The organism is Peterkaempfera podocarpi, from assembly GCF_042466665.1.
Taxonomy (GTDB): domain Bacteria; phylum Actinomycetota; class Actinomycetes; order Streptomycetales; family Streptomycetaceae; genus Peterkaempfera; species Peterkaempfera podocarpi.
Genome location: NZ_CP162102.1, coordinates 2,766,246 through 2,792,500, shown reverse-complemented (window position 1 = coordinate 2,792,500; position 26,255 = coordinate 2,766,246). Strand labels below are relative to the sequence as shown.

At 70.5% G+C, this 26,255-nt stretch carries 22 protein-coding genes and 2 rRNA genes (1 of these 24 only partly in view); 19 read left to right on the top strand and 5 right to left on the bottom strand.

The genetic code is table 11. The annotated features are described in order from the left end of the window. The 4 genes from AB0761_RS12200 to AB0761_RS12185 all read left to right on the top strand — a co-directional run. Window positions 1-2,878 (top strand): 23S ribosomal RNA (locus tag AB0761_RS12200); it begins 243 nt to the left of the window's first position. Window positions 2,879-2,960: 82 nt separating this feature from the next. Next, window positions 2,961-3,077 (top strand): 5S ribosomal RNA (rrf, locus tag AB0761_RS12195). Between the two features lie 508 nt (window positions 3,078-3,585). Beyond that, window positions 3,586-3,990 (top strand): OB-fold nucleic acid binding domain-containing protein, encoded by a 405-nt coding sequence (locus tag AB0761_RS12190; RefSeq protein ID WP_377269002.1) that lies wholly within the window; start codon window positions 3,586-3,588, stop codon window positions 3,988-3,990. A gap of 1 nt (window position 3,991) precedes the next feature. Beyond that, complete coding sequence (locus tag AB0761_RS12185; RefSeq protein WP_377269001.1) at window positions 3,992-4,795, top strand: DUF3159 domain-containing protein; 804 nt, start codon at window positions 3,992-3,994, stop codon at window positions 4,793-4,795. Window positions 4,796-4,872: 77 nt separating this feature from the next. Here AB0761_RS12185 and AB0761_RS12180 read toward each other — a convergent pair whose 3' ends face one another. Both AB0761_RS12180 and AB0761_RS12175 read right to left on the bottom strand, forming a co-directional pair. Continuing rightward, window positions 4,873-5,550: a TrkA family potassium uptake protein gene (locus AB0761_RS12180; protein ID WP_055588587.1), complete on the bottom strand. Its 678-nt coding sequence runs from the start codon at window positions 5,548-5,550 to the stop codon at window positions 4,873-4,875. After that, window positions 5,550-6,215, bottom strand: coding sequence for a potassium channel family protein (locus AB0761_RS12175; protein WP_377269000.1), 666 nt, complete (start codon window positions 6,213-6,215; stop codon window positions 5,550-5,552). Before AB0761_RS12175 ends, AB0761_RS12180 begins: the two co-directional genes overlap by 1 nt. Window positions 6,216-6,481: 266 nt before the next feature. Between AB0761_RS12175 and AB0761_RS12170 the strand changes: the two genes are divergently transcribed. The 3 genes from AB0761_RS12170 to AB0761_RS12160 are packed head-to-tail and all read left to right on the top strand — an operon-like array spanning window position 6,482 to window position 10,403. Then, window positions 6,482-8,560, top strand: a complete 2,079-nt coding sequence (locus AB0761_RS12170; RefSeq protein ID WP_377268999.1) for an APC family permease — start codon at window positions 6,482-6,484, stop codon at window positions 8,558-8,560. Continuing rightward, window positions 8,557-9,897, top strand: coding sequence for a class I SAM-dependent RNA methyltransferase (locus AB0761_RS12165; protein WP_377268998.1), 1,341 nt, complete (start codon window positions 8,557-8,559; stop codon window positions 9,895-9,897). The genes AB0761_RS12170 and AB0761_RS12165 overlap by 4 nt, the downstream gene beginning before the upstream one ends. Beyond that, window positions 9,894-10,403: a low molecular weight protein-tyrosine-phosphatase gene (locus AB0761_RS12160; RefSeq protein ID WP_377268997.1), complete on the top strand. Its 510-nt coding sequence runs from the start codon at window positions 9,894-9,896 to the stop codon at window positions 10,401-10,403. The genes AB0761_RS12165 and AB0761_RS12160 overlap by 4 nt, the downstream gene beginning before the upstream one ends. 40 nt (window positions 10,404-10,443) lie before the next feature. Here AB0761_RS12160 and AB0761_RS12155 read toward each other — a convergent pair whose 3' ends face one another. Next, a complete protein-coding gene (locus tag AB0761_RS12155; RefSeq protein WP_377268996.1) occupies window positions 10,444-11,013 on the bottom strand; it encodes a GNAT family N-acetyltransferase in 570 nt (189 codons plus the stop codon). Between the two features lie 67 nt (window positions 11,014-11,080). Between AB0761_RS12155 and AB0761_RS12150 the strand changes: the two genes are divergently transcribed. The 8 genes from AB0761_RS12150 (at window position 11,081) to AB0761_RS12115 (ending at window position 17,424) form a co-directional block, all read left to right on the top strand. Then, on the top strand, window positions 11,081-11,320 hold the full coding sequence (locus AB0761_RS12150) for a toxin-antitoxin system HicB family antitoxin (RefSeq protein ID WP_377268995.1): 240 nt from the start codon (window positions 11,081-11,083) through the stop codon (window positions 11,318-11,320). Then, a complete protein-coding gene (locus AB0761_RS12145) occupies window positions 11,317-11,754 on the top strand; it encodes a fic family toxin-antitoxin system, toxin component (RefSeq protein ID WP_377268994.1) in 438 nt (145 codons plus the stop codon). The genes AB0761_RS12150 and AB0761_RS12145 overlap by 4 nt, the downstream gene beginning before the upstream one ends. A gap of 180 nt (window positions 11,755-11,934) precedes the next feature. Further along, on the top strand, window positions 11,935-12,780 hold the full coding sequence (locus AB0761_RS12140; RefSeq protein ID WP_377268993.1) for a putative RNA methyltransferase: 846 nt from the start codon (window positions 11,935-11,937) through the stop codon (window positions 12,778-12,780). Window positions 12,781-12,993: 213 nt separating this feature from the next. Further along, a complete protein-coding gene (locus tag AB0761_RS12135) occupies window positions 12,994-13,932 on the top strand; it encodes an NAD-dependent epimerase/dehydratase family protein (protein ID WP_377268992.1) in 939 nt (312 codons plus the stop codon). Further along, a complete protein-coding gene (locus AB0761_RS12130; RefSeq protein WP_377268991.1) occupies window positions 13,929-14,852 on the top strand; it encodes an RNA polymerase sigma-70 factor in 924 nt (307 codons plus the stop codon). The genes AB0761_RS12135 and AB0761_RS12130 overlap by 4 nt, the downstream gene beginning before the upstream one ends. A 206-nt stretch (window positions 14,853-15,058) precedes the next feature. Beyond that, window positions 15,059-16,321: an AAA family ATPase gene (locus tag AB0761_RS12125; protein ID WP_377268990.1), complete on the top strand. Its 1,263-nt coding sequence runs from the start codon at window positions 15,059-15,061 to the stop codon at window positions 16,319-16,321. Between the two features lie 32 nt (window positions 16,322-16,353). Then, on the top strand, window positions 16,354-16,755 hold the full coding sequence (locus tag AB0761_RS12120) for a nucleotide pyrophosphohydrolase (RefSeq protein ID WP_377268989.1): 402 nt from the start codon (window positions 16,354-16,356) through the stop codon (window positions 16,753-16,755). Window positions 16,756-16,899: 144 nt separating this feature from the next. Further along, the gene (locus tag AB0761_RS12115; RefSeq protein WP_377268988.1) at window positions 16,900-17,424 is read left to right on the top strand and encodes a DUF6099 family protein; all 525 of its coding nucleotides are present in this window, start codon (window positions 16,900-16,902) and stop codon (window positions 17,422-17,424) included. A gap of 186 nt (window positions 17,425-17,610) precedes the next feature. Here the strand turns inward: AB0761_RS12115 and AB0761_RS12110 are convergent, their stop codons facing one another. After that, the gene (locus tag AB0761_RS12110; RefSeq protein ID WP_377268987.1) at window positions 17,611-18,423 is read right to left on the bottom strand and encodes an SAM-dependent methyltransferase; all 813 of its coding nucleotides are present in this window, start codon (window positions 18,421-18,423) and stop codon (window positions 17,611-17,613) included. 89 nt (window positions 18,424-18,512) lie between these two features. Between AB0761_RS12110 and AB0761_RS12105 the strand changes: the two genes are divergently transcribed. Continuing rightward, a complete protein-coding gene (locus AB0761_RS12105) occupies window positions 18,513-19,436 on the top strand; it encodes an LLM class F420-dependent oxidoreductase (RefSeq protein ID WP_377268986.1) in 924 nt (307 codons plus the stop codon). A 71-nt stretch (window positions 19,437-19,507) separates the two neighbouring features. On the opposite strand, the gene dapD is transcribed toward AB0761_RS12105, so the two are convergent. Then, on the bottom strand, window positions 19,508-20,497 hold the full coding sequence (gene dapD / locus AB0761_RS12100) for a 2,3,4,5-tetrahydropyridine-2,6-dicarboxylate N-succinyltransferase (protein WP_377268985.1): 990 nt from the start codon (window positions 20,495-20,497) through the stop codon (window positions 19,508-19,510). Window positions 20,498-20,756: 259 nt separating this feature from the next. On the opposite strand from dapD, the gene AB0761_RS12095 reads away from it, so the two are divergent. From AB0761_RS12095 to AB0761_RS12085, 3 genes are all read left to right on the top strand, one after another. Continuing rightward, entirely contained in the window at window positions 20,757-22,313 is a 1,557-nt protein-coding gene (locus AB0761_RS12095; RefSeq protein ID WP_377268984.1) for a 3' terminal RNA ribose 2'-O-methyltransferase Hen1, read from the top strand. Then, entirely contained in the window at window positions 22,310-24,895 is a 2,586-nt protein-coding gene (locus AB0761_RS12090; protein ID WP_377268983.1) for a polynucleotide kinase-phosphatase, read from the top strand. Before AB0761_RS12095 ends, AB0761_RS12090 begins: the two co-directional genes overlap by 4 nt. A gap of 85 nt (window positions 24,896-24,980) precedes the next feature. Then, window positions 24,981-26,222 (top strand): arginine deiminase, encoded by a 1,242-nt coding sequence (locus AB0761_RS12085; RefSeq protein WP_377268982.1) that lies wholly within the window; start codon window positions 24,981-24,983, stop codon window positions 26,220-26,222. The last annotated feature ends 33 nt before the right edge of the window (window positions 26,223-26,255 follow it).

Genomic DNA, 26,255 nt, shown 5'->3' with positions numbered 1-26,255 from the left:
AGTAGTGGCGAGCGAAACCGGATGAGGCTAAACCGTATGTGTGTGATACCCGGCAGGGGTTGCGCGTGCGGGGTTGTGGGTTTTTTCTTGATCGGTCTGCCGGCCGGTCGGCGAGTCAGAAACCGTATGGGTAGTCGAAGGGCATGCGAAAGGCCCGGCGTAGAGGGTAAGACCCCCGTAGACGAAATCTGTACGGCTCGCTTGAAGAACACCCAAGTAGCACGGGGCCCGAGAAATCCCGTGTGAATCTGGCGGGACCACCCGCTAAGCCTAAATATTCCCTGGTGACCGATAGCGGATAGTACCGTGAGGGAATGGTGAAAAGTACCGCGGGAGCGGAGTGAAATAGTACCTGAAACCGTGTGCCTACAAGCCGTGGGAGCGTCGTTGCAGTCTTCGGACTGTGGCCGTGACTGCGTGCCTTTTGAAGAATGAGCCTGCGAGTTTGCGGTGTGTGGCGAGGTTAACCCGTGTGGGGTAGCCGTAGCGAAAGCGAGTCCGAATAGGGCGTTTGAGTCGCATGCCCAAGACCCGAAGCGGAGTGATCTAGCCATGGGCAGGGTGAAGCGCGGGTAAGACCGTGTGGAGGCCCGAACCCACCAGGGTTGAAAACCTGGGGGATGACCTGTGGTTAGGGGTGAAAGGCCAATCAAACTCCGTGATAGCTGGTTCTCCCCGAAATGCATTTAGGTGCAGCGTCGTGTGTTTCTTGCCGGAGGTAGAGCACTGGATAGGCGATGGGCCTCACCGGGTTACTGACCTTAGCCAAACTCCGAATGCCGGTAAGTGAGAGCACGGCAGTGAGACTGCGGGGGATAAGCTCCGTGGTCGAGAGGGAAACAGCCCAGAACACCGGCTAAGGCCCCTAAGCGTGTGCTAAGTGGGAAAGGATGTGGAGTCGCAGAGACAACCAGGAGGTTGGCTTAGAAGCAGCCACCCTTGAAAGAGTGCGTAATAGCTCACTGGTCAAGTGATTCCGCGCCGACAATGTAGCGGGGCTCAAGTACACCGCCGAAGCCGTGTCACTCACACAATACTTCCAACGAAGGTGTGGGTGGGTAGGGGAGCGTCGTGTGCCGGGTGAAGCGGCGGCGGGAGCCAGTCGTGGACGGTATACGAGTGAGAATGCAGGCATGAGTAGCGATACAAGAGTGGGAAACTCTTGCGCCGATTGACCAAGGGTTCCTGGGTCAAGCTGATCTGCCCAGGGTAAGTCGGGACCTAAGGCGAGGCCGACAGGCGTAGTCGATGGACAACGGGTTGATATTCCCGTACCCGCTATGAAGCGCCAGCGTCGAACCCAGTGATGCTAAGCCCGTGAAGCCGCCTCTGATCTCTTCGGAGTGAGGGGGAGTGGTGGAGCCGGTGGCCCGAGCTGGTAGTAGGTGAGCGATGGGGTGACGCAGGAAGGTAGTCCATCCCGGGCGGTGGTTGTCCCGGGGTAAGGGTGTAGGACGCAGGGTAGGCAAATCCGCCCTGCACATAGTCTGAGACCTGATGCCGAGCCGATTGTGGTGAAGTGGATGATCCTATGCTGTCGAGAAAAGCCTCTAGCGAGTTTCATGGCGGCCCGTACCCCAAACCGACTCAGGTGGTCAGGTAGAGAATACCGAGGCGTTCGGGTGAACCGTGGTTAAGGAACTCGGCAAAATGCCCCCGTAACTTCGGGAGAAGGGGGGCCATTGCTGGTGAGGGGATTTTCTCCCTGAGCTGGTGGTGGCCGCAGAGACCAGCGAGAAGCGACTGTTTACTAAAAACACAGGTCCGTGCGAAGCCGTAAGGCGATGTATACGGACTGACGCCTGCCCGGTGCTGGAACGTTAAGGGGACCGGTTAGTCTCGATTCGTCGGGGCGAAGCTGAGAACTTAAGCGCCAGTAAACGGCGGTGGTAACTATAACCATCCTAAGGTAGCGAAATTCCTTGTCGGGTAAGTTCCGACCTGCACGAATGGCGTAACGACTTCTCGACGTCTCAACCACGGGCCCGGTGAAATTGCATTACGAGTAAAGATGCTCGTTTCGCGCAGCAGGACGGAAAGACCCCGGGACCTTTACTATAGCTTGATATTGGTGTTCGGTTCGGCTTGTGTAGGATAGGTGGGAGACTGTGAAGCGGCCACGCCAGTGGTTGTGGAGTCATCGTTGAAATACCACTCTGGTCGTGCTGGATGTCTAACCTGGGTCCGTGATCCGGATCAGGGACAGTGTCTGGTGGGTAGTTTAACTGGGGCGGTTGCCTCCTAAAGGGTAACGGAGGCGCCCAAAGGTTCCCTCAGCCTGGTTGGCAATCAGGTGTTGAGTGTAAGTGCACAAGGGAGCTTGACTGTGAGACCGACGGGTCGAGCAGGTGCGAAAGCAGGGACTAGTGATCCGGCGGTGGCTTGTGGAAGCGCCGTCGCTCAACGGATAAAAGGTACCCCGGGGATAACAGGCTGATCTTCCCCAAGAGTCCATATCGACGGGATGGTTTGGCACCTCGATGTCGGCTCGTCGCATCCTGGGGCTGGAGTAGGTCCCAAGGGTTGGGCTGTTCGCCCATTAAAGCGGTACGCGAGCTGGGTTTAGAACGTCGTGAGACAGTTCGGTCCCTATCCGCTGTGCGCGTAGGAGTCTTGAGAAGGGCTGTCCCTAGTACGAGAGGACCGGGACGGACGAACCTCTGGTGTGCCAGTTGTTCTGCCAAGGGCATGGCTGGTTGGCTACGTTCGGGAGGGATAACCGCTGAAAGCATCTAAGCGGGAAGCCTGCTTCGAGATGAGGGCTCCCACCACCTTGAGTGGGTAAGGCTCCCCATAGACGATGGGGTTGATAGGCCGGGTGTGGAAGCCCAGTAATGGGTGGAGCTGACCGGTACTAATAGGCCGAGGGCTTGTCCATAGTTGCTACGCGTCCACTGTGTTGTTCTGAAACAACGACCGACTCTGCCCCTTCGGGGGTTGGGTTGAGAGTTTCATAGTGTTTCGGTGGTCATAGCGTGAGGGAAACGCCCGGTTACATTCCGAACCCGGAAGCTAAGCCTTACAGCGCCGATGGTACTGCAGGGGGGACCCTGTGGGAGAGTAGGACGCCGCCGAACAATCATTGAGGAGAGGGGCTCCGCAGCCGAAAGGCCGCGGAGCCCCTTTTTGCATTCCGCACGCCCGCAGAACCGCAGCGGCACTTCCGCGCGGCGGGCCCTGCGTCAGCCGGGCATAGGGGTCAGACGGCGGTCACCACGCGGTGGTCGGCGGTGAAGGGCCTGCCGGCGATGAGTTCGGAGCGCGGGTGCGCAGATCGCCGCAGTGATCGGCGCATGGATCAGCGTTGTGGATCAGCGCAGCGTCGGCGCCGGACGGCGGCTGCCGCGGCGACATGCCCCCGTGGGCAGGGCGGTGAAGGCCATGGGCCGATGCTGTCAGCCTGGGCGCGGGAGGGTCAACGGCGCGGTGTTAGGGGCCGATGGCGGTTCTGCGAAGCGGCGGGGGCGCCGGAGGCAGCCGTACGTTGCGGAGCGGTGCCGTGGAGCGGACCCCCTTCGGGTGGTGGGGTGGGCCTGCCGGTCGCGGAGGCCCCGTACGCAGGGCCTGAACGGGTACCCTTCCCGCATGAGTGGTGACATCCGAGGCGACCGGCGGCCGGGGCGCTTCCGCCGCATGCTGGGCCGTCTGACCAGTTCCCCGGAGGAGTTGCAGGCCGAGGAGCTCCGGCAGGACGCCGAGGAGGCGGGCTGTACTCCGATCGCCAGCTGCGACGACCGTCAAATGGTCACCGTGACCGGCACCTTGCGTACCGTCACCCTGCGTCCCCGGGCGGGTGTCCCCGCACTGGAGGCGGAACTCTTCGACGGCTCCGACGCGCTGGATGTGGTCTGGCTGGGGCGCCGGTCGATCGCCGGGATAGAGCCCGGCCGACGGCTGATCGCCAGTGGGCGGATCAGTCAGGCGCACGGCCGCCGAGTGCTCTTCAACCCGCGCTACGAGCTGCGTCCTGTCGGACACGGGAGCGAATGACGTGAGCAACCTGCCCGGCGGCGAGTCCGCCGCGACCACGAGGGAAGAGACCCCCGAGGAGGCCGCGGCCCGGCACGAGGCGGCCTCCAAGGAGGCCGCGGACACCGTGATGAAGGCGTTCGGCGGGGTCCGCGGCATGATCGACATGACGCTGCCCGGCCTGGTCTTCATCGTCACCTTCAACCTGACCCACCGGGTCCCGGCGGCGGCCTGGGCCGCGCTGGGGCTCAGCGGCATCTTCGCCGTGGTGCGGCTGGCCCGCCGCGAGACCGTGCAGCATGCCTTCAGCGGTGTCTTCGGTGTCGCCATCGGTGCCTACATCGCGATGAAGTCCGGCAAGGCCGAGGACTTCTACCTGCCCGGTCTGCTCTACAGCGTGGGCTACTGCGCGGCCCTCGCGATCTCGGCGCTGGTGCGCTGGCCGCTGATCGGGGTGATGCTCGGCCCGATCACCGGCGAGATGTTCACCTGGCGCAAGGAGAACCCGGGCCGGCTGGCCGCGTACACCCGGGCGACCTGGGTCTGGTTCGTCTGCATGGCGGTCAAGCCGGTGGTGCTCTTCCCGCTCTACTTCGCGCACAACGCCAATCTGCTGGGCTGGATGAAGGTGGCCCTCGGCATCCCGCCGATGGTGGTCGCGATGTACTTCACCTGGCAGATCCTGATCAAGGCACCAGCACCGATCAAGGCGGTCCTCGACGACGAGGAGGAGGCCGCGGCGGCCGGCGACGAAGGTGCCGGGGGCGAGCCCGGGGCGGAGAAGCCGCACAAGGCCCGGCACGCCGCCTCCAGCCGGGAGTACTAGGACACAGCGCGCCGAGGTGCGTACGAGGAGAGGGCCGCCCCACGGGGCGGCCCTCTCCTCGTTACGCGGCGGACGTCTCAGTCCTGCGGCTGCTCGGCCTCGGCCGACAGCAGGTCCTCCAGCTGGCCCTCGCGGTCCTGGGCGGCCACGAAGAGCAGCTCGTCGCCGCCCTCCAGGGTGTCGTCCTTGCTCGGCACCAGCACCCGGCCCTCCCGGATGATGGTGACCAGCGCGGTGTCCTCGGGCCACACCACATCGCCGACCCGGGTGCCCACCAGCTCGGCGTCGCCGGGCAGGGTGAGCTCCACCAGGTTGGCGTCGCCCTGGCTGAAGCGCATCAGGCGGACCAGGTCGCCGACGCTGACCGCCTCCTCCACCAGTGCGGACATCAGCCGCGGGGTGGAGACGGCGACGTCCACGCCCCAGGACTCGTTGAAGAGCCACTCGTTCTTGGGGTTGTTGACCCGGGCGACCACACGCGGCACCCCGTACTCGGTCTTGGCTAGCAGCGAGACCACCAGGTTGACCTTGTCGTCGCCGGTGGCGGCGATGACCACATGGCAGCGCTGCAGCGCGGCCTCGTCCAGCGAGGTGATCTCGCAGGCGTCGGCCAGCAGCCACTCCGCCTGCGGCACCCGCTCCACCGAGATGGAGGACGGGTTCTTGTCGACCAGCAGCACCTCGTGGCCGTTCTCCAGCAGCTCGCCCGCGATGGAGCGGCCGACGGCACCGGCACCGGCGATTGCGACGCGCATCAGTGACCTTCCTCCGGACCCTTGGCGAACGCCGCCTCGACGGACTGCAGCGAGGACGTGCGCATGATCACATGCACCAGGTCGCCCTCCTGGAGTACCGAGTCGGCCGGGGGCAGGACGCCCTCGCCCAGCCGGGTGATGAACGCCACCCGGACGTCTGCCGCCGCCTCCAGCGCGGTCAGGCGGTGCCCGACCCATTCCGGGGACACCGGGACCTCGGCCAGCTGGACGCTGCCGCTCGGGTCCTGCCAGAGCGGCTCGGCGCCGCTGGGCAGCAGCCGCCGCAGCATCTGGTCGGCGGTCCAGCGCACGGTCGCCACGGTGGGGATGCCCAGCCGCTGGTAGACCTCGGCGCGGCGCGGGTCGTAGATCCGCGCCGCGACGTTCTCCACGCCGAAGGTCTCCCGGGCCACCCGCGCGGCGATGATGTTGGAGTTGTCGCCGCTGCTCACCGCGGCGAACGCACCGGCCTCCTCGATGCCGGCCTCCTTGAGGGTGTCCTGGTCGAAGCCGACCCCGGTCACCCGCCTTCCCCCGAAGCCCGAACCGAGACGGCGGAACGCCGTCGGGTCCTGGTCGACCACGGCGACCGAGTGACCCTGCTTCTCCAGGGTGCGCGCGAGGGCTGAGCCCACGCGCCCGCAACCCATGATGACGATGTGCACGACCGTCCTTCCGGTGATGTCTCGGGCCCGATCCTGGCACCGTGGGGCACCAGGCAGTACACCAGGGTCGCACCGTGCGGCCCCGTACACACACGCGGTACCCGCACCGGGCCGTCGGCAACACCTGTGCCGTGGCCGATCCGACATGCGATCTCGATCTATTCGGAATAATTGCCGCGGCTCGCCACCATCCGAACGCCCGCGCGAGGACATGTCCGCAATGGGCGGCTGCCATGCAGACCCCCGTACGGCTTACGATCCTCCTCGTGTCCAAGCTGACCGACGTACCCAAACGCATCCTCATCGGGCGCGCTCTGCGGAGCGACAAGCTCGGTGAGACGCTGCTGCCCAAGCGGATCGCGCTCCCCGTCTTCGCCTCGGACGCGCTGTCGTCCGTGGCGTACGCACCCGAGGAGATCCTGCTCACCCTCTCCGTGGCAGGCGTCTCCGCGATCCACTTCTCCTGGCAGATCGGAGTGGTGGTCGCGATCGTGATGCTGGCGGTGGTCGCGTCCTACCGGCAGAACGTGCACGCCTATCCGAGCGGCGGCGGCGACTACGAGGTCGCCACGGTCAACCACGGGAACAACTCGGGTCTGGTGGTCGCCAGCGCCCTGATGGTCGACTACGTCCTCACGGTGGCGGTCTCCACCACCTCGGGCGTGGCCAACGTGGTCTCGGCCGTCCCGGCGCTGCGCGGGCACGAGGTGGGGCTGTCGCTGGCGGTGGTCGTGATCCTCATGGGGATGAACCTGCGCGGCGTCCGCGAGTCGGGCACCGCCTTCGCCATCCCCACCTACGCCTTCATGGCCGGCGTCCTGGGGATGACGGTGTGGGGCATCTTCCGGCACCTGGTCCTCGGTGTGGACATGCATGCGGAGAGCTCCGCCTTCCATCTGCACGCCGAGCCGGGCGAGAGCGGACTGGCCGGCTTCGCACTGATCTTCCTGCTGCTGCGGGCGTTCTCCTCCGGCTGCGCGGCGCTCACCGGTGTCGAGGCGATCAGCAACGGCGTGCCCGCCTTCCGCAAGCCCAAGAGCCGCAACGCCGCCAACACCCTGCTGCTGATGGGCAGCATCGCGGTGACCATGTTCATGGGCATCATCTACCTGGCCAGCATGACCGGGGTGCGGATGGCGGACGACCCGGCCACCCAGCTGGTCGGTGCTCCGGACAACTACCACCAGAAGACCGCGCTGGCCCAGATCAGCGAGGCGGTGTTCAGCGACTTCAAGCCGGGCTTCTTCTTCGTGGCCGCCGTCACCGGCCTGATCCTGGTGCTGGCCGCCAACACGGCCTTCAACGGCTTCCCCGTGCTCGGCTCGATCCTCGCCCAGGACCGCTATCTGCCGCGCCAGCTGCACACCCGTGGTGACCGGCTGGCCTTCAGCAACGGCATCATCCTGCTGGCCGGTATCGCGATGGTGTTCATCATCGCCTATGGGGCGGAGCCCACCCGGCTGATCCAGCTCTACATCGTCGGCGTCTTCGTCTCCTTCAACATGAGCCAGAGCGGCATGATCCGGCACTGGACCAGGCTGCTGCGCACCGAGACCGACCCCAAGAAGCGCGCCCACATGATCCGCAGCCGGGTGATCAACAGCTTCGGCCTGGTGATGACCGCGCTGGTGCTGATCGTGGTGCTGGCCACCAAGTTCACCCACGCCTGGGTGGCGATCATGCTGATGGTGGTCCTCTTTGTGATGATGAAGGCCATTCGGCGCCACTACGACGGTGTCTCCATGGAGCTGGCCTCCGCGGAGGAGCTCGGCGAGGAGGCCGTGCTGCCCTCCCGGGTGCACTCCATCGTGCTGGTCTCCAAACTCCACAAGCCGACCCTGCGGGCCCTGGCCTACGCCCGTCTCTCCCGCTCCGGCGTGCTGGAGGCGGTCACCGTCAACGTCGACCCGCCGGACACCAAGGCGCTCCAGGCCGAGTGGCACGAGCGGGACATAGAGGTGCCGCTCAAGGTCCTGGACTCCCCGTACCGGGAGATCACCCGGCCGATCCTGGAGTACGTCAAGAACCTGCGTCGCAGCAGCCCCCGCGACGTGGTGACCGTCTACATCCCCGAGTACGTCGTCGGCCACTGGTACGAGCAGCTGCTGCACAACCAGAGCGCCCTGCGCCTCAAGGGCCGGCTGCTCTTCACGCCCGGGGTGATGGTGGTTTCCGTACCCTGGCAGCTGGAGTCCTCCGAGCGGCGCAAGCAGGTCCGTGAGTGGTCCGCGCCCGGTTCGGTCCGGCGCGGTGAGCCGCGACGGCAGCAGCGCAAGCCGGAGGCCGCCGTCTCCGGCCCCGCCAAGGGGACCGGCCCCATCGACGCCAAGGACAGCTCTACGTGACCAGCACCACCCCCGCCGACGCCCCCTCCTCCCTCGTCGGCGAGCGTTACGAGGTCGAGGTGGGCCCGGTGGCCCACGGCGGGCACTGTGTGGCCCGGCACGAGGGCCGGGTCCTCTTCGTCCGGCATGCACTGCCCGGTGAGCGGGTGGTCGCGCTGGTGACCGAGGGCACCACCGGCTCCCGGTACCTGCGGGCGGACGCCGTGGAGGTGCTGGAGCCGTCCAAGGACCGCGTCACCCCGCCCTGCCCGTACGCCGGTCCGGGACGCTGCGGCGGCTGCGACTGGCAGCACGCCACGCCCGGTGCGCAGCGCAAGCTCAAGGTGCAGGTGCTCACCGAGCAGCTGGACCGGCTGGCCGGACTGACTCCGGCCGAGGCCGGCTGGGACGGCAGCGTCGAACCCGCCCCGGGCGACAAGGTCCCCGCCGGGCAGGTCCCGGCGTGGCGTACCCGGGTGCAGTTCACGGTGGACCAGGCGTCCGGCCGGGCCGGGCTGCGCCGCCACCGCTCGCACGAGGTGGAGCCGGTCGACCGCTGCCTGATCGCCGCCCCCGGTGTGGAGGAGCTGGGCATCGAGGCCCGGGAGTGGCCGCAGATCGCCTCGATCGACGCGGTGGCCGCGACCGGCTCCTCCGACCGGCAGGTGATCCTCACCCCGGTCCCCGGCGGCCGGCTGCCGCTGGTCGAGCTGGACCGGCCGGTCTCGGTCGCCCGGATCGACGAGCGGGAGCTCTTCCACCGGGTGCACGGCCGCACCTTCGTCCGCGAGCGGGCTGCCGGGCGCACCTGGCGGGTGGGCAACGGCGGCTTCTGGCAGATCCACCCGGCCGCGGCCGAGACCCTGGTGGGCGCCGTGCTGGACGGCCTGGCTCCGCGCCCGGGCGAGAACGCCCTGGACCTGTACTGCGGGGTCGGCCTCTTCGCCGGCGCCCTGGCGGACCGGCTGGGCGAGAACGGCGCGGTGCTGGGCATCGAGTCGTCCAAGCAGGCGGTGCTGGACGCCCGGCACAACCTGGCCGACATGGAGAACGTCCGGATCGAGTGCGACAAGGTCGAGAAGCTGCTGCCGCGTACCGGCATCACCTCCACCGACCTGATCGTCCTCGACCCGCCGCGCTCCGGCGCCGGTTCGGAGACCGTGCGGCACCTGGCCGGGCTGGGCGCCCGCAGGATCGCCTATGTGGCCTGCGACCCGGCGGCGCTCTCCCGCGACCTGGGATTCTTCCGCGACTCGGGCTACCGCCCGGTGACGCTGCGGGCCTTCGACCTGTTCCCGATGACCCACCACTTCGAGTGCGTGGCGATCCTGGAGCCCGCCGACGGCGGTCGGGGATGACCACTGCCGGCGCGCCGCTGCGGGTCTGCTTCGTCTGCACGGGCAATATCTGCCGGTCGCCGATGGCCGAGCAGGTCTTCCGCGCCAGGCTGGCCGAGGCCGGCCTGGCGGGGCTGGTCGAGACGGACAGCGCGGGCACCGGCGGCTGGCACGAGGGGGACGGCGCCGACGAGCGCACGGTGTCGGTGCTGGAGTCGGCCGGGTACCCGGCCACGCACACGGCCAGGCAGTTCCGTCCGGCCTGGTTCGCCTCCCCGGACCTGGTGATCGCCCTGGACGCCGGGCATCTGCGTGCCCTGCGCAGGCTCGCCCCCGGCGCGGAGGACGCCGCCAAGGTGCGGCTGCTGCGCTCCTTCGACCCGGCGCTCCCGGCCGGAGCCGATCTCGATGTGCCCGACCCGTACTACGGCGGGACGGAAGGCTTCGAGGAGTGCCTGGCGATGTGCGAGGCCGCCTGCGACGGGCTGCTGGACGCCGTGCGCCGGCAACTGTCGGCGCGACGCTGAGCCGCCCGCCGCGGCGGGCCCGGCGGGCCGGTGCGGCGGCTCAGTGGGCCGGGGCGATCCAGACCATGCTGCGCCCGGACTCCGCCGGCGCGGCGATTCCGTCGTCCTCGATCCGGTCGAGCCGGTAGCCCAGCCGGCGGGGGATCGCCGCGCTGGCGGTGTTGGCCTCGTCGCAGTGGATCTCCACCCGTCCGATTCCGGGCAGTGCCAGCGCCGCCTCGGTGAGCGCCGCGGCGAGGTGGCGGGCGTGGCCCCGTCCGGTGTGCGAGGCGTGCACCCAGTAGCCGATCTCCAGCGCCCCCGGCCCGATCCGGCCGTGCAGGCCGCACGCACCGATGACGCTGCCCGGTACGGCGTCGAGCCCCAGCACATAGAGGAACTCCGTCCCGGACTCCCAGGCCGCCTCCGCCGCCCGCGACTGCTCCTCCGTCCGCTCGGGCACAGGCGTCTCGGCGGCCCAGGCCATCCAGGGGCGGAGGTGGTCGAGGGACTGGAGAACGGCGGCGCACAGTGCGGGGGAGTCGGCCGCGCGCCTGCGGCGCAGTGACACCCCGCCGGGCAGCGGGAGGAGCGCGGGCGGGCGTCCTGGGGTCATGGGGGGCTGGTCCATCCCTGCATTGTGGTGGAAGCCTCCCGGGTGCTTGCCATGCTAGCGCTTTGGCGCTAGCTTCAAAAGCATGGGGAAGAAGCAGCTGAATGTGCGGGTGGACGAGTCCACGGCGGAGATGGCCCGTGAGCGGGCGGAGGCACAGGGAATCAGCATGAACCAGTACATCGAGAAGCTGGTGCAGCAGGACATGGGGGAGACCGGCCGGGCCTTCGTCGATGCCGCCGCGCAGTTCATGAAGGAGTACGAGACGGCGTTCGTCGCGGAGTTCGGCGACGCCGAGCAGGCGGCGAAGGGTGCCCGACGTTGAACGTACGCGTCGATCTGGCGTGGCTGCTGATGACGGCGGAGCAGTACACCCCGGGGGACCCCCAGGTCACCGACTACGGGTCGCTGCTCGCCGCGGTGGCGCGGCACCAGGCGGAGGTGTTCGACATCCCCGTCTACCCGGAGTCCTCCGACCGGGCCGCCGCACTGCTGCACCAGCTGCTGCGGGCGCCCGCACTGGAGCGCTCCAACGAGTTGTTCGCCACCGCCGCCGCCTATGCCTATCTGGTCACCAGCGGCGCCACCGTGGCCACCACCGCCCGGGAGGTGCGCTCCCTCGCCCGCGCGGTGCGGGACGGGCGTCTCGGCGTCGCGGGGATCTCCGAGCGGCTGGCCTCATGGACCGTCACGGGCGCCGAATCGGCCGCCGAGGAAGAGGACGAGGACGAGGAGGACCGCGGCGGCGAGGAGGACTGACCAGCCTGCGGCCGTCCACGGGCCCGCCGGCCGCACCGCCGCCCCGCCGCACCGCCGCCCCGGGCAGCCGCCGCACGGGCCGCCCGGGGGCGACGGGCCGCGGGTGGGTCCGCCGCGGGCGGGTCCAGTGGAGTCCCCCGTACGCTGGACCGTCTGACCGGACGGCGAGGAAACGGAACGTTGCTGCACGACATCGCGGAATACCTGGCCTGCCCCCACTGCGGGGCCGATCTGGCCCTGGCGGGGTCCGCACTCCGCTGCACCGCGGGCCACTCCTTCGACATCGCCCGCCAGGGATACGCCAGCCTGCTCCCCGGGGACGCCCACACCGGCACCGGGGACACCGCCGCCATGGTGGCCGCCCGGGACGCCTTCCTCGGCGCCGGCCGCTACACGCCGATCGCCGACGCCCTCGCCGCCTGTGCGGCCGACGCGCTCGCGGGCGGACCGGAGGGCGGCTGCGTCGCCGACCTCGGCGCAGGCACCGGGTACTACCTCGCCGCGGTGCTCGACCGGCTGCCGGAACGGCTCGGGGTCGCCCTGGACATCTCCAAGTACGCGGTGCGCCGCGCCGCCCGCGCCCATCCCAGGTCGGGTGCGGTCGTCTGCGACGCCTGGCGGCCGCTGCCGCTGCGGGACGCCTCGGCGGCGCTGGTGCTGAACGTCTTCGCCCCGCGCAACGGCCCGGAGATCCGTCGGGTGCTGCGGCCCGGCGGCACCCTGCTGGTGGTCTCCCCGACCGCCCGGCATCTGCGCGAGCTGGTCGGCCCGCTGGGACTGCTCTCGGTCGACGAGGACAAGGACCGCCGGATCGCGGAGAAGCTCGACCCGCACCTCGCCCCCGGGCAGCGGCACCAGGTGCAGTGGACCATGGAACTCTCCAGGGCCGAGGCGGAGTCGGTGGTGGCCATGGGGCCGAGTGCCTGGCACACCGGCGCGGAGCGGCTGACGGAGCGTCTGGCGGCGCTGCCCGAGCCGGTCCCGGTCACCGCTTCCGTCACCGTGTCCGTGTACCACCGGCGCTGAGCAGCGCCGCCTCGGACTCCCCGGTCGGCCCCATGGGTGGAGTGACCGTTCGGCAGCAGGCGTGTGCCCGGTCCACCGCATGCCGCCCGCCCGCCGGCGGGCGGCCAGGCCCGCACGGCTTCCGGGCGCCCTGCGCGCCTGCGCGCCCTCCGATGTCACAGACGGCAGGGCTGTCTCGTCTCCGGGAGTGAGGACAACGGATTCGGGAGAGTGATGGCTGTGCGGGTGTTCGTGGCAGGTGGGACCGGGGTCCTGGGGCAGCGGCTGGTGCCGCAGCTGGTGGCCAGAGGCCATCAGGTGATCGCCACCACGACGAGCGCGGCCAAACTGGGGCTGCTGGAGCAGCTGGGCGCGGAGGGCGTCGTGATGGACGGGCTGGACGCGGAGTCGGTGGGTGACGCGGTGGCCTCGGCGCGGCCGGACGCGATCGTGCACCAGATGACCGGGATCTCCATGACGCACGCCGGCAAGCCCGATCTGAAGCACTTCGACCGGTGGGCCGTCCCCACCATCCGGCTGCGCACCGAGGGGACCGACCACCTGCTGGCCGCCGCAGAAGCGGCCGGGGTGCCCCACTTCGTCGCCCAGGGCTATGCCAACTGGAACGGGATCACCGAGGGCGGGTGGGTGAAGACCGAGGAGGACCCGCTGGCCCTGCACCGGGGGACGGCGGCGCAGACGTCGATGGAGGCGCTCCGCCACGTCGAGGATGTGGTCCTCGGGGCCGGCGGCGCCGTGCTGCGGTACGGCGCGTTCTACGGGCCGGGCGCCATCGACGACCAGGTCGAGCTGGTGCGCCTGCGGCAGTTCCCACTGGTCGGCGGAGGCACCGGTTACGCCTCGTGGGTGCATCTGGACGATGCCGCCGGCGCCACCGTCCTGGCCCTGGAGCTGAAGGCCAAGGGGGTGTTCAACATCGTCGACGACGAACCGGCACCGGCCAGTGAGTGGCTGCCGTATCTGGCCGAGTGCGCGGGAGCGAAGAAGCCGATGCGGATCCCCACCTGGCTGGCCCGGCTGCTGGCCGGGGAGGTGGTGGTGATCATGATGACCGAGGGGCGCGGCTTCGCCAATGCCAAGGCCAAGCGGGAACTCGGCTGGCAGCTGCGCTATCCGTCGTGGCGGCAGGGCTTCAAGGAGGAGCTGGCATGACCCGGTCCGAGGAGTTCCAACAGCTGCGGTCGCTGCTGTTCTCCATCGCCTACCGGATCCTGGGCAGTGTCAGCGAGGCGGAGGACGCGGTCCAGGAGACCTGGCTGCGCTGGGAGTCCTCCGGGACGGAACCCCTTTCGGCCAAGACGTTTCTCTCGGCAGTGGTCACCCGGATCTCGATCGACGTCCTGCGGTCGGCCCGTGTCCGGCGGGAGGAGTACGTCGGGCCGTGGTTCCCCGAGCCGCTGCTGACCGACCCGTACCAGGACCCCGAGCGCTCGGCGGAGCTCGCCGACTCCCTCTCGATGGCGGCTCTGCTGCTGCTGGAGCGGCTCAGTCCGCTGGAGCGCGCGGTCTTTGTGCTGCGGGAGGTGTTCGCCTTCGGCTTCCCGGAGATCTCGGCAGCCGTGGGCAGGTCGGAGGCGGCCTGCCGGCAGCTTGCGGTGCGGGCACGGCGCCACATGGACGAGGGCCGGCCCCGGTTCGAGGCCGATCGTAAGGAGCGCGAGGAGCTCGCCGAGCGCTTCTTCGACGCCTTCCGGGAAGGGGACGTCGACGGACTGCGGGAGCTCCTCGCCGCCGACGTCCTGATGGTCGGCGACAGCGGCGGCAAGGCACCGCAGTGGGCCAGCCAGTTCATCGGCGCCGAGAGCGTGGTACGGGTGCTCGCCGCACTCGTCCTGCCGTTCGTCAGGTGCGGCGGAGTGGTGCAGCCGCACCAGGTGAACGGCCAGCCCGGCGCCGTCTTCCGGGACCGGGACGGCAAGGTCCTCAACACCTGGACCCTCGACATCCTCGACGGGCAGATCCAGACGATCCGCTCGGTGAACAACCCCGACAAGCTCGGGCATGTGGGCCCGGTGGCCGACGCATGGGCGGTCCTGCGTGAGACACAGCGGGCTCGCCGGGCTACGGACTGACTGGGAAGAGCCGATCGCGGTCCTCAACTGCGGTGCAGGGAACGGCAGGAGGGCCAGGAGGTTGGCTGCGGCGGCAGCGGCCCCGGCCTCGCGGACACGCTCGCCGAAGCCGGGCACGGCAATCAGGAGTCCGCTGCCGACACGTTGGGATGAATGCCGCTCCGGCGGGACGTTTCGCCTGCTCCGGGCCTCGCTACGGTCCTTGGATGACCAGCGATGTCGTCCGCCCCCATCTTGAGGAACTGCGGCTGAGGGCCTTCAAGTCCTACCGCCGCACGGTCCTCCCGCTCAGCCCGTTTACGGTGCTCCACGGCCCCTCGGGGGCCGGGAAGTCCAATGCGCTGGATGCACTGGCCGTGCTGTCCCGGCTCGCGATCGGGGAGCCGGTCGGCCACTCCCTGGACGGCGGCGGCAGCGGGCCGCTGGCTGATGCCGTGCGCGGCGGGTCTGCGGGCTGTGTGCCTTACGGCGAGCAGGGATTCGTCCTCGGCTGCACGGTGCGCACCGGGGGCGGCCCGGTGCGGCTGGATGTCGCGGTCGGCACCACCGAGGGCGTACGGATCGTGCGTGAGCGGCTCGTCGACGACGAAGGTCCGCTGCTGGACACCGGAGAGCAGGACGTCGGGCGCGGCAGGATCAATGTCACCTGGCACAACGACTCCCGGCAGGGGGACATCCGGGCACCCTTCCCCAGCGACACCCTGCTGACCGCCCAGCTGCCGCTGCGCGTCGCCGGTTCGTCGACCGGGGAGCGCCGGGTGCTGGCTGCGGCGGAGCAGGTGCTGACCGCGCTGCGGGAGGTCTTCACCGCGGACCCGGTGCCCCGGCTGATGCGCGGCTGGACGAACGCCGACCCCCGGGCCCGGCTGACCGGATCGGCCGCCAACATCTCCGCGGTGCTGGCCCGGATGCAGGGCGAGTGCCGCCACCGCTACGGGCGTCTGGTCGGGGCGCTGCGGGCGGCCGCGCCGCACCCGCTGACCGGGCTCGGCGTGGAGCACCGGTCGGTGGACCGGCGCCGCACGCCGCAGGTGCTGGCCGCGTTCGACGAGGGCGACGCGGGCCGCACCACGGTGGACCGGGCCTCCGACGGCATGCTGCGCTATCTGGCGTTCGCCGCGGTACTGCTCACCGGCGCCGATGTGCTGGACGTCGACCCGGCCTCCGAGGTGCCATGGGAGCGGCGGCTGCTCACCGTGGCCACCGAGGACCTCGGTGCGGGTCTGGCCCGCCCGCAGACCGCCCAGCTGCTGTCACTGGCGGGGGAGATGGGCGGTTCGGGCCATGCCCGGGTGCTGGCCGCGCTGCAGGACGCGGACTGCGCCCGGAGCGCGGCCGGCGCGACGCTGGTGGCCTGCGGCCGCGATGCACGGACGGGGCGCAGTGTGCTGGATCCGGAGTCCGCGCGGGTGCCCGAGCAGCTGCCGCGTTCCGGGGCGGGCGGTGCGCGGCTGATGCGGGAGACCTGATGCGGTAGACCTGATGCGGTAGACCTGGTGCGATGAGCGAGAGTGTCGAGCAACTGCAGCGCCGGCTGGTCGAGTTCGCGGCGGCGCGGCGATGGCAGCCGTACCACACGCCCAAGAACCTGGCGGCGGCGCTGAGCGTCGAGGCGGGGGAGCTGCTGGAGATCTTCCAGTGGCTCACCCCGGAGCAGGCGGAGGGGGTGATGGGCGACCCGGAGGAGGCGCACCGGGTCCGCGACGAGGTGGCCGATGTGCTGGCCTATCTGCTGCAGTTCTGCGCCGTGCTGGGGGTGGATCCGCTGGAGGCGCTGGCGGCCAAGATCGACCGCAATGAGCTGCGCTTCCCGATTCCGCAGGGGCCCGGCAGTACTGACGCGCCGTCTGCTGCCGGTGGGGCTGACGAGGCGTCCGGACCGTCCGCGGGGAGCCGCGGCTGAGCGGTTCTGTCTCACCCTTTTGTGGCGCAGGTTGTCCACAGTCCGGGTTCTGTCCACAGCTTTGGACGCCCCCATCGCGGGCTCCCTCCCCGACGGGCAGCGTTGCCCTGCAACGGATCGCCCGATCGTGGAGGGAGCGGCGGTATGGATGCGCTGCGACTGATCAAGTCCACCAGGCATGCACTCACCCAGACGCGGGGAGTGCCCGAGGTCCTGGTGGAGGCATGGCAGGCGTGCACACTCACCGAGGCGGTCGGCGGCCATCTGGTGCTGCACGGCGAGGAGCCACTGCGGGCCGCTGCGCAGCGGCTGCTGGAGGCGGGCGGCCACGCCGGTGGCTGCCTGGACCGGCCGCCGGAGGACTGGACGGGGTTCGGCAGGGTGGCCCGGCTCACCGAGCTGGAGGATCCCGCCCTTGCGCTGCGGGAGCTGCGGATGCTGCTCCATGAGGCGGCCGAGGCGCTGATCGTGGTGGCCTGCGGCGCCGACACCGAGACGCTGTACTGGCAGTGCATCGACGCGGTGGACGCCGCAGCCGAGTGCAGGGACGCAGCCACCGAGCTGCTGCGGATCCTCCATGAGGAGTCCGACCCCGAGTTTGCCGACCCCGTTGAAACACCCCGGCCGACGACGGTGGCGGTGGTCCCACTGGAGCCGCCCGGCCCATAGCGGCGGTCCGGTGACCCTTCGGGCGACCGGGCGCCGGGGGGCGGGGTGCACGCCGACGCGACGCCGCACCCGCTGCCCTACCGGGTTCAGTCGCCCGTCGCCCGTCGCCCGTCGCCCGTCGCCCGTCGCCCGTCGCGCGGGCTCCGGCTCCCGCTCGCGCCGCACCGGTGGCGGCCGGCCGTGGTCTCAGGCGGGCTTGCGCCCGGCGCCTGCGGCGATGAGGTCGCTGTGGCCGTCCGAGGGCTTTGTGGTGGCGTCCGGCCGCCAGAGGGGCAGCGCCACAACACCGGGGTCGACCATCTCCAGGCTGCCGAAGAGGGCCTCGATCTCCTCCTGGGTCCTGAACCGGCCGGTGCCGAGCATGGACAGGAACACTCGCTCCAGCGCGTCGGTGGTGGGCGGCTGCGACCTGAAGTGGGTGAGGAAGAGGTGGCTGCCGGGGGCGGCGGCGTCGAGGTAGCGCTTCACCAGGCCGACCGGGTCCTCGTCGTCCGCGAGGTGGTGCACCACGCCGACCATCAGCAGGCCGAGCGGCCGCTCGAGGTCGATCAGCGCGCGTACCTCGGGCCGGGAGAGGACGTCCTCCGGCTCACGCAGATCCGCGGTGACCACCTCGGTGCAGTCGTCCCCGGCGAGCAGGGCCCGGCCGTGGGCGAGGACCATGGGGTCGTTGTCGACATAGACCACACGGGCTCCGGGGGTGGCCGCCTGTGCCACCTGATGGGTGTTCTGCACGGTGGGCAGCCCCGACCCCAGGTCGAGGAACTGGTCGATCCCCTGGGCGGCCAGATAGCGGACCCCGCGGGCCAGCGCCTCGCGGTGCTCCCAGGCGCCTTCGCGGGTGATCGGCAGCACCTTGCGGATCCGCTCGGCGACCTCCCGGTCCACCGCGAAGTTGTCCTTGCCGCCCAGCATGGCGTCGTACACCCGGGCGATGCTGGGAACCGAGGTGTCGACCCCGGTCGGCGCCCAGTCGTCCAGAGCATCACTGCCGGCCATGGATCCCCCTAAGGATGTGATCTTCAGTCAGTCCGACATGAGCATAGCTTTTTCTGCCGGTCCGCCCAGGGCGTAGCAGGATGGAGGGTATGGATCTCCGTATCTTCACAGAACCCCAGCAGGGCGCCTCCTACGAGACCTTGCTGAAGGTCGCCAAAGCCACCGAGGGTCTCGGTTTCGACGCCTTCTTCCGCTCCGACCATTATCTGAAGATGGGAGACGTGGACGGCCTCCCGGGGCCGACCGACGCCTGGATCACCCTCGCCGGGCTGGCCCGCGAGACCAGCCGCATCCGGCTCGGCACGCTGATGACCGCCGCGACGTTCCGGTTGCCCGGCGTCCTCGCCATCCAGGTCGCGCAGGTGGACGCGATGAGCGGCGGCAGGGTGGAGCTCGGACTGGGCGCCGGCTGGTTCGAGGAGGAGCACACCGCGTACGGCATCCCCTTCCCCAAGGAGAAGTTCGGCAGGCTGGAGGAGCAGCTGGCGATCATCACCGGTCTGTGGGAGACCAAGCCCGGGGGGACCTTCGACTTCGAGGGGGCCCACTACGCGCTGAAGGATTCCCCGGCGCTGCCCAAGCCCGTCCAGGAGCGCGTCCCGGTGCTGATCGGCGGCCGGGGTGCCAAGCGCACACCGGAGCTCGCGGCCCGCTATGCCACCGAGTTCAATCTGCCGTTCGTCTCCGTGGAGGAGAGCCGGGAGATGATCGGCCGGGTGCGGCAGGCGGTGCACCGGGCCGCACGGCCCGATGACGACATGCTCTACTCCAACGTCCTGGTGGCCTGTGTGGGCAAGGACGACGCCGAGGTGGCACGCCGGGCGGCCGCGATCGGCCGGGAGCCGGCCGAGCTCAGGGAGAACGGCCTGGCCGGTACCCCGGACGAGGTCGTGGAGAAGATCGGCCGCTATGCGGAGACCGGTTCCCGGCGGTTCTACTTCCAGATCCTCGACCTGGACGACCTGGACCACCTGGAGCTGATCGCCTCCCGGGTGGCCCCGCAGCTGGGCTGAGCCGGAACGTCCCCGGCCCGGCCCGCGGGGTACGCGGACCGGGCCGGGACGGGGCCCGGGAGGGCCGTCGCTCAGTTGTGGGCGTGCAGCTCCGCGTTGAGACCGCCCCACGACCCGGAGCGGGCGATGACCTCGACCGCGCCGGTCTGGGAGTTGCGGCGGAAGAGCAGGTTGCTCTGCCCGGAGAGCTCCACGGCCTTGGCCACCTTGCCGTCCGGCAGGGTCACCCGGGTGCCCGCGGTGACATAGAGACCCGCCTCGACCACGCAGTCGTCACCGAGCGAGATCCCGATGCCCGCGTTGGCGCCCAGCAGGCAGCGCTCGCCCACCGAGACGATCTGCTTGCCACCGCCGGAGAGGGTGCCCATGATCGAGGCGCCGCCGCCGATGTCGCTGTGGTCGCCGACCACCACACCCGCACTGATCCGGCCCTCGACCATGGAGGTGCCCAGGGTGCCGGCGTTGAAGTTGACGAACCCCTCGTGCATCACGGTGGTGCCGACGGCCAGGTGGGCACCGAGGCGCACCCGGTCCGCGTGTGCGATCCGCACCCCGCTGGGGGAGACGAAGTCGGTCATCCGCGGGAACTTGTCGATGCCGTACACGGCCAGCTGGCCGCCCTCGGCGCGCACCGCCAGCCGGGCCTGCTCGACCCGCTCCACCTGCACCGCGCCGATGCTGGTCCAGGCGATGTTGGGGAGCAGCCCGAAGATGCCCTCCAGGTTCTGGCCGTGCGGGCGGACCAGGCGGTTGCTCAGCAGGTGGAGCCGCAGGTAGATGTCGTGCGTGTCCAGCGGCTTGTCGTCCAGCGAGGCGATGGCGGTGCGCACCGCGACCACCTCGACGCCGCGCCGCGGGTCCCTGCGCTGCGCCTGGGCGGCGCCTTCGCCCAGCTCGGCGACGGCCTCCTCGGGCGTCAGCCGCACCGTCCCGGCCGGGCCCGGCCCGGCGGACAGCCTCGGGGCCGGGTACCAGGTGTCCAGCACGGTGCCGTCGTCGGCGATGGTGGCGAGACCGGCAGCGACAGCGCCGCCCCGGGGGGATGCAGATTCAGTCGTCACACCGTGCACGCTAACCAATCCGGCGCCCCGATGCCGAACCGGACCACGTCTCGGTCGTCGCCGCACCCGGCTCCAGCCCGACCGGGACCGCGCAGCCGGCGGCGGGCCGGCGGCGGTCCCGCGGGGGGCCCGGGGTGGTCCCGGGGTGGTCCCGCGGTGGTCCCGCGGCGGTCCCACGGGGGTTCCATCGCAGGCCACCGCCGGGCCCCGCCGCAAAACCCGGTGCGATCCGCCGTCCCGCGCCGGAATACTCGCCCATGTGTTCCTGACGATCAGCACCACCGGCACCGCCGACCGGCCTGCCACCGACCTGGGATTCCTGCTGCACAAGCACCCGGGCCGGGCGCAGCGCTTCGAGACCTCCCACGGGGAGGCGCACGTCTTCTACCCGGAGGCGAGCGACGCCCTCTGCACGGCCGCGCTGCTGCTGGATGTGGACCCCATCGCGCTGGTCCGCCGCGGCAAGGGCAAGGGCCGCGGCGGGTCGCCCGACTTCGCGCTCGCCCAGTACGTCAACGACCGCCCCTATGCGGCGTCCTCGCTGCTCGCGGTGGCCCTGCGGACGGTGTTCGCCAGTGCCCTCAAGGGCCGCTGCGACGCCCGGCCGGAACTCGCCGGCCAGGCGCTGCCGCTGCGGATCACCGTCCCTGTGCTGCCGGCCAAGGCCGGCGGTGAGCGCAGCGGCCCCGAGCTGGTGCGTTCGCTGTTCGAGCCACTGGGCTGGCAGGTCGACGCCGAGGCGCTGCCGCTGGACACGGCGTTCCCCGAATGGGGCGACTCCCGCTATGTACGGTCCGAGCTGACCGGCACCCTGCGGCTCGCCGACGCACTGCAGCAGCTCTATGTCCTGCTGCCGGTGCTGGACGACGCCAAGCACTACTGGGTGGCCCCGGACGAGGTCGACAAGCTGCTGCGCGCCGGTGCCGGCTGGCTCGCGGACCATCCCGAGCAGGCCCTGATCACCCGCCGCTATCTGGCCCGCCGCTGGTCGCTGACCCGTGACGCCATGGAGCGCCTGGAGTTGGCCAGGCTTGCCGAGGCCGACGACTGTGAGGCCGAGGAGATCGACAACGCGGTGGCCGACGAACCGCCCGAGGAGGCGGGGCAGCCGGAGGGGCCGCCGGCGTCCCAGGACGAAGGGCCGGGGGACGAGGCCGAAGCCGACGGCACGGAGGACCGCCCGGTCCGCCTGGCGGTGCAGCGCCGCGAGGCCATCCTCCGAGCGCTGGCCGACCGTGGCGCCGCCCGGGTGCTGGACCTCGGCTGCGGCCAGGGCCAACTGGTGCAGGAGCTGCTGAGGGAACCGCGGGTCACCGAGGTGGTGGGCCTGGATGTCTCCGCCCGTGCCCTCTCGGTCGCCGCCAGGCGGCTGCACCTGGACCGGATGTCCGAGCGGCAGGCCGCCAGGGTGAAGCTGGTGCAGGGTGCGCTCACCTACACCGACGCCCGGCTGACCGGCTATGACGCCGCGGTGCTCTCCGAGGTGATCGAGCATGTGGATCCGCCCCGGCTGCCCGCGCTGGTGCACTCCGTCTTCGGTGCGGCCCGCCCCGGCACCGTGGTGGTCACCACCCCGAACGTGGAGTACAACGTCCGCTGGGAGTCGCTGCCCGCCGGCCATGTCCGCCACGCCGACCACCGCTTCGAGTGGGACCGGACGCAGTTCGGCGACTGGGCGCGGCAGGTCGCCGCCCGCTACGGCTACACCGTCGACTTCCGCCCGGTGGGCCCCGACGACCCCGAGGTGGGGCCGCCGACCCAGCTGGCTCTCTTCATCCGTACCGACGACGTCCCGGAAGGGGGCGACCACCGATGACCGACCGACCCGCACGCCGCCTCGCGGTGCCCGATCTGTCCCTGGTGGTCCTGGTCGGCACCACGGGCGCGGGCAAGTCCAGCTTCGCCCGCAAGCACTTCCTGCCCACCCAGGTGGTCTCCTCCGACGTCTGCCGCGGCCTGGTCGCCGATGACGAGAACGACCAGTCGGCCTCCCCGGACGCCTTCGACGTGCTGCACTACATCGTCGGCAAGCGGCTGGCCGCCGGACGGCTCACCGTGGTGGACGCCACCAACGTCCAGCCCGAGTCCCGCCGGGCACTGGTCCGCCTCGCCCGTGAGCACGACGTGCTGCCCGTCGCCATCGTGCTGGACGTGCCGCAGCACATCTGCGCCGAGCGCAACGCCGCCCGGGCGGACCGCCGCGACATGGGCGCCCATGTGATCCCCCGGCAGCAGCGTGAGCTGCGCCGCTCGCTGAAGTCGCTGGAGCGCGAGGGGTTCCGCAAGGTCCATGTGCTGCGCGGCCCGGCCGAGGTGGACTCGGCCGAGGTCGAGTACGAGAAGCGCTACAACGATCTGCGCCACCTCACCGGCCCGTTCGACGTGATCGGGGACATCCACGGCTGCCGCGCCGAGCTGGAGACCCTGCTGGTCCGCCTCGGCTACGCCCTGGAGCGCGACGGGCAGGGCCGCCCGGTGGGTGCGGCGCACCCGGCGGGCCGCACCGCGGTCTTCGTCGGCGACCTGGTCGACCGCGGCCCGGACACCCCCGGGGTGCTGCGCCTGGTGATGGGCATGGTGGCCGCGGGCACCGCGCTGTGCGTGCCCGGCAACCACGAGAACAAGCTGGGCCGGGCCCTGGACGGCAAGCAGGTGAGGGTCGCCCACGGCCTCCAGGAGTCGCTGGACCAGCTGGCGGCCGAGTCGGAGGAGTTCCGCGCCGAGGTGCAGGCCTTCATCCGGGGCCTGGTCAGCCACTACCTGCTGGACGACGGCAGGCTGGTGGTCTGCCACGCCGGTCTGCCGGAGAAGTACCACGGCCGCACCTCCGGCCGGGTCCGCTCGTTCGCGCTGTACGGGGACACCACCGGCGAGACCGACGAGTACGGCCTGCCGGTCCGCTACCCCTGGGCGGAGGAGTACCGCGGCCGCGCCCTGGTGGTCTACGGCCACACCCCGGTGCCGACCGCCTCCTTCCTCAACAACACCATCTGCCTGGACACCGGCTGCGTCTTCGGCGGCACCCTCACCGCACTGCGCTACCCGGAGCGGGAACTGGTCCGGGTGGACGCCGAGCAGGAGTGGTACGCACCTGTCCGCCCCCTGGTCAGCGACGCTCCCGGCGCTCGCGAGGGCCGCCCGCTGGACCTCGCCGACGTGGCCGGGCGCCGGGTGGTGGAGACCGGTCACCACGGCAGGGTTGCCGTCCGGGAGGAGAACGCCGCCGCCGCGCTGGAGGTGATGAGCCGTTTCGCCGTCGATCCGCGGCTGCTGGTCCATCTGCCGCCCACGATGGCGCCGTCCCCGACGTCCCGCCGCGAGGGCTGGCTGGAGCACCCGGAGGAGGCCTTTGCCGCTTATCGTGCCGACGGGGTGCGGCAGGTGGTCTGCGAGGAGAAGCACATGGGCTCCCGGGCCGTGGTGCTGCTCTGCCGCGACGCGGCCGCGGCCGAGAAGCGCTTCGGTGTCGCCGACGGCACCGCCGGAGCCCTGTGGACCCGCACCGGCCGGGCCTTCCTGGACGACCGGGAGGTCTCCGGCGGCATCCTGGACCGCCTGCGCCGGGCCGCCGAGGAGACCGGCCTGTTCGGCGAGCTCGGCAGCGACTGGCTGCTGCTGGACGCCGAGTTGATGCCCTGGTCGCTCAAGGCCTCCGGTCTGCTGCGCCGCCAGTACGCCGCGGTGGGCGCGGCGGCCGGAGCCGCGTTGCCCGCAGCCCTGGCGGCGCTGGAGCAGGCCGCCGCCCGAGGGGTCCCCGATCTTGCCGGGCTCACCGCCCACCAGCGGGCCCGGTCCGCCGACGCTGCGGCCTTCACCGAGGCCTACCGCCGCTACTGCTGGGCCACTGACGGGGTGGAGGGGATCCGGCTGGCGCCCTTCCAGCTGCTCGCCGCGGAGGGGGCCAACTTGGCCGTGCAGCCGCACGACCGGCATCTGGAGTGGATCGACCGGCTGGTCGCCGCCGATGCCGGGGGGCCGGGTGCCGCCCTGCTGCACCCCACCGCCCGGCTGGTGGTGGACACCGCGGACGAGGCCTCTGTGGCGGCCGGTACCGCCTGGTGGAAGGAGCTGACCGGGGCCGGCGGCGAGGGCATGGTGGTCAAGCCGATGGCCTCACTGGTCCGCGGGGAGGACGGCCGGCTGGTGCAGCCGGGGCTCAAGGTCCGCGGCCGGGAGTATCTGCGGATCATCTACGGCCCCGACTACACCCGACCCGAGCAGCTGGAGCGGCTGCGCGGCCGCTCTCTGGGCCACAAGCGCTCGCTGGCGCTGCGGGAGTACGCCCTGGGTCTGGAGGCGCTGGACCGGCTGGCCGCCGGGGAGCCGCTGTGGAGGGTGCACGAGGCGGTCTTCGCGGTGCTGGCCCTGGAGTCGGAGCCGGTCGACCCGCGGCTGTGACCGGGGCCTCGGCATCCATGATCACCGTCCTGGGTACGGGTGGGGGTGCGGCTTCTGCCGCATCTCACCCCTCCCGGGAGGATCCATGGGCTACCACGTCGCATCCGAGGCCGGCCGGCTGCGGCAGGTGATCCTGCACCGGCCGGATCTGGAGCTGAAGCGGCTCACCCCGACCAACAAGGACGAGCTGCTCTTCGACGACGTGCTCTGGGTGCGGCGCGCCCAGGAGGAGCACGACGGCTTCGCCGCGGTGCTGCGTGAGCGCGGTGTCAAGGTGCACCTCTTCGACGATCTGCTGCGTGACACCCTGGCGGTGCCGGAGGCCAAACGGCTGGTGCTGGACCGGGTCTTCGACGAGAAGGAGCACGGGCCGCTGGCCACCGGGCATCTGCGGGAGTTCTTCGAGGACCTGCCGGCCGCGGAGCTGACCTCGCTGCTGATCGGCGGGATGACCAAGCGGGAGTTCCTGGACCGGGCCAAGGAGCCCACCTCGGTGCGGTTCCATGTGATGGACTTGGACGACTTCCTGCTGGCACCGCTCCCCAACCACCTCTTCACCCGGGACACCTCCTGCTGGGTCTACGACGGGGTGAGCATCAACGCCATGCGCAAGCGGGCCCGCCGCCGGGAGACCGTGCACTTCGAGGCCATCTACCGCCACCACCCGGCGTTCGCCGGCGGCTATGACGCACCCGGCGGTTTCCGGGTGTGGTCCCGTGGCGAGCACGACTACCCGTCCACCATCGAGGGCGGTGACGTTCTGGTCATCGGCAACGGCGCGGTGCTGATCGGGATGAGTGAGCGCACCACACCGCAGGCGGTGGAACTGCTGGCCCATGAGCTCTTCCGGGCCGGCTCCGCCCGCCGGATCGTGGCGCTGGACATGCCCAAGACCCGTGCCTTCATGCATCTGGACACCGTGATGACCATGGTCGACGGCGACACCTTCACCAAGTACGCCGGTCTGGGCATGCTGCGCTCCTACACCATCGAGCCGGGCGCCGGACCGGAGGAGCTGCAGGTCAGCGATCACGCCCCGGAGCAGATGCACCATGCCATCGCCACCGCCCTGGGCCTGGACTCGGTGCGGGTGCTCACCGCCGTCCAGGATGTGCACGCGGCCGAGCGCGAGCAGTGGGACGACGGCTGCAATGTGCTGGCGGTGGAGCCGGGCGTGGTGATCGCCTATGAGCGCAACGCCACCACCAACACCCATCTGCGCCGCAACGGGGTGGAGGTGATCACCATCCGGGGCAGCGAGCTGGGGCGCGGCCGGGGTGGTCCCCGCTGTATGAGCTGCCCGGTGGAGCGGGATCCGGTGGCCTAGCCTCTGCATAGACATTCAGGTATTCGTATAGAC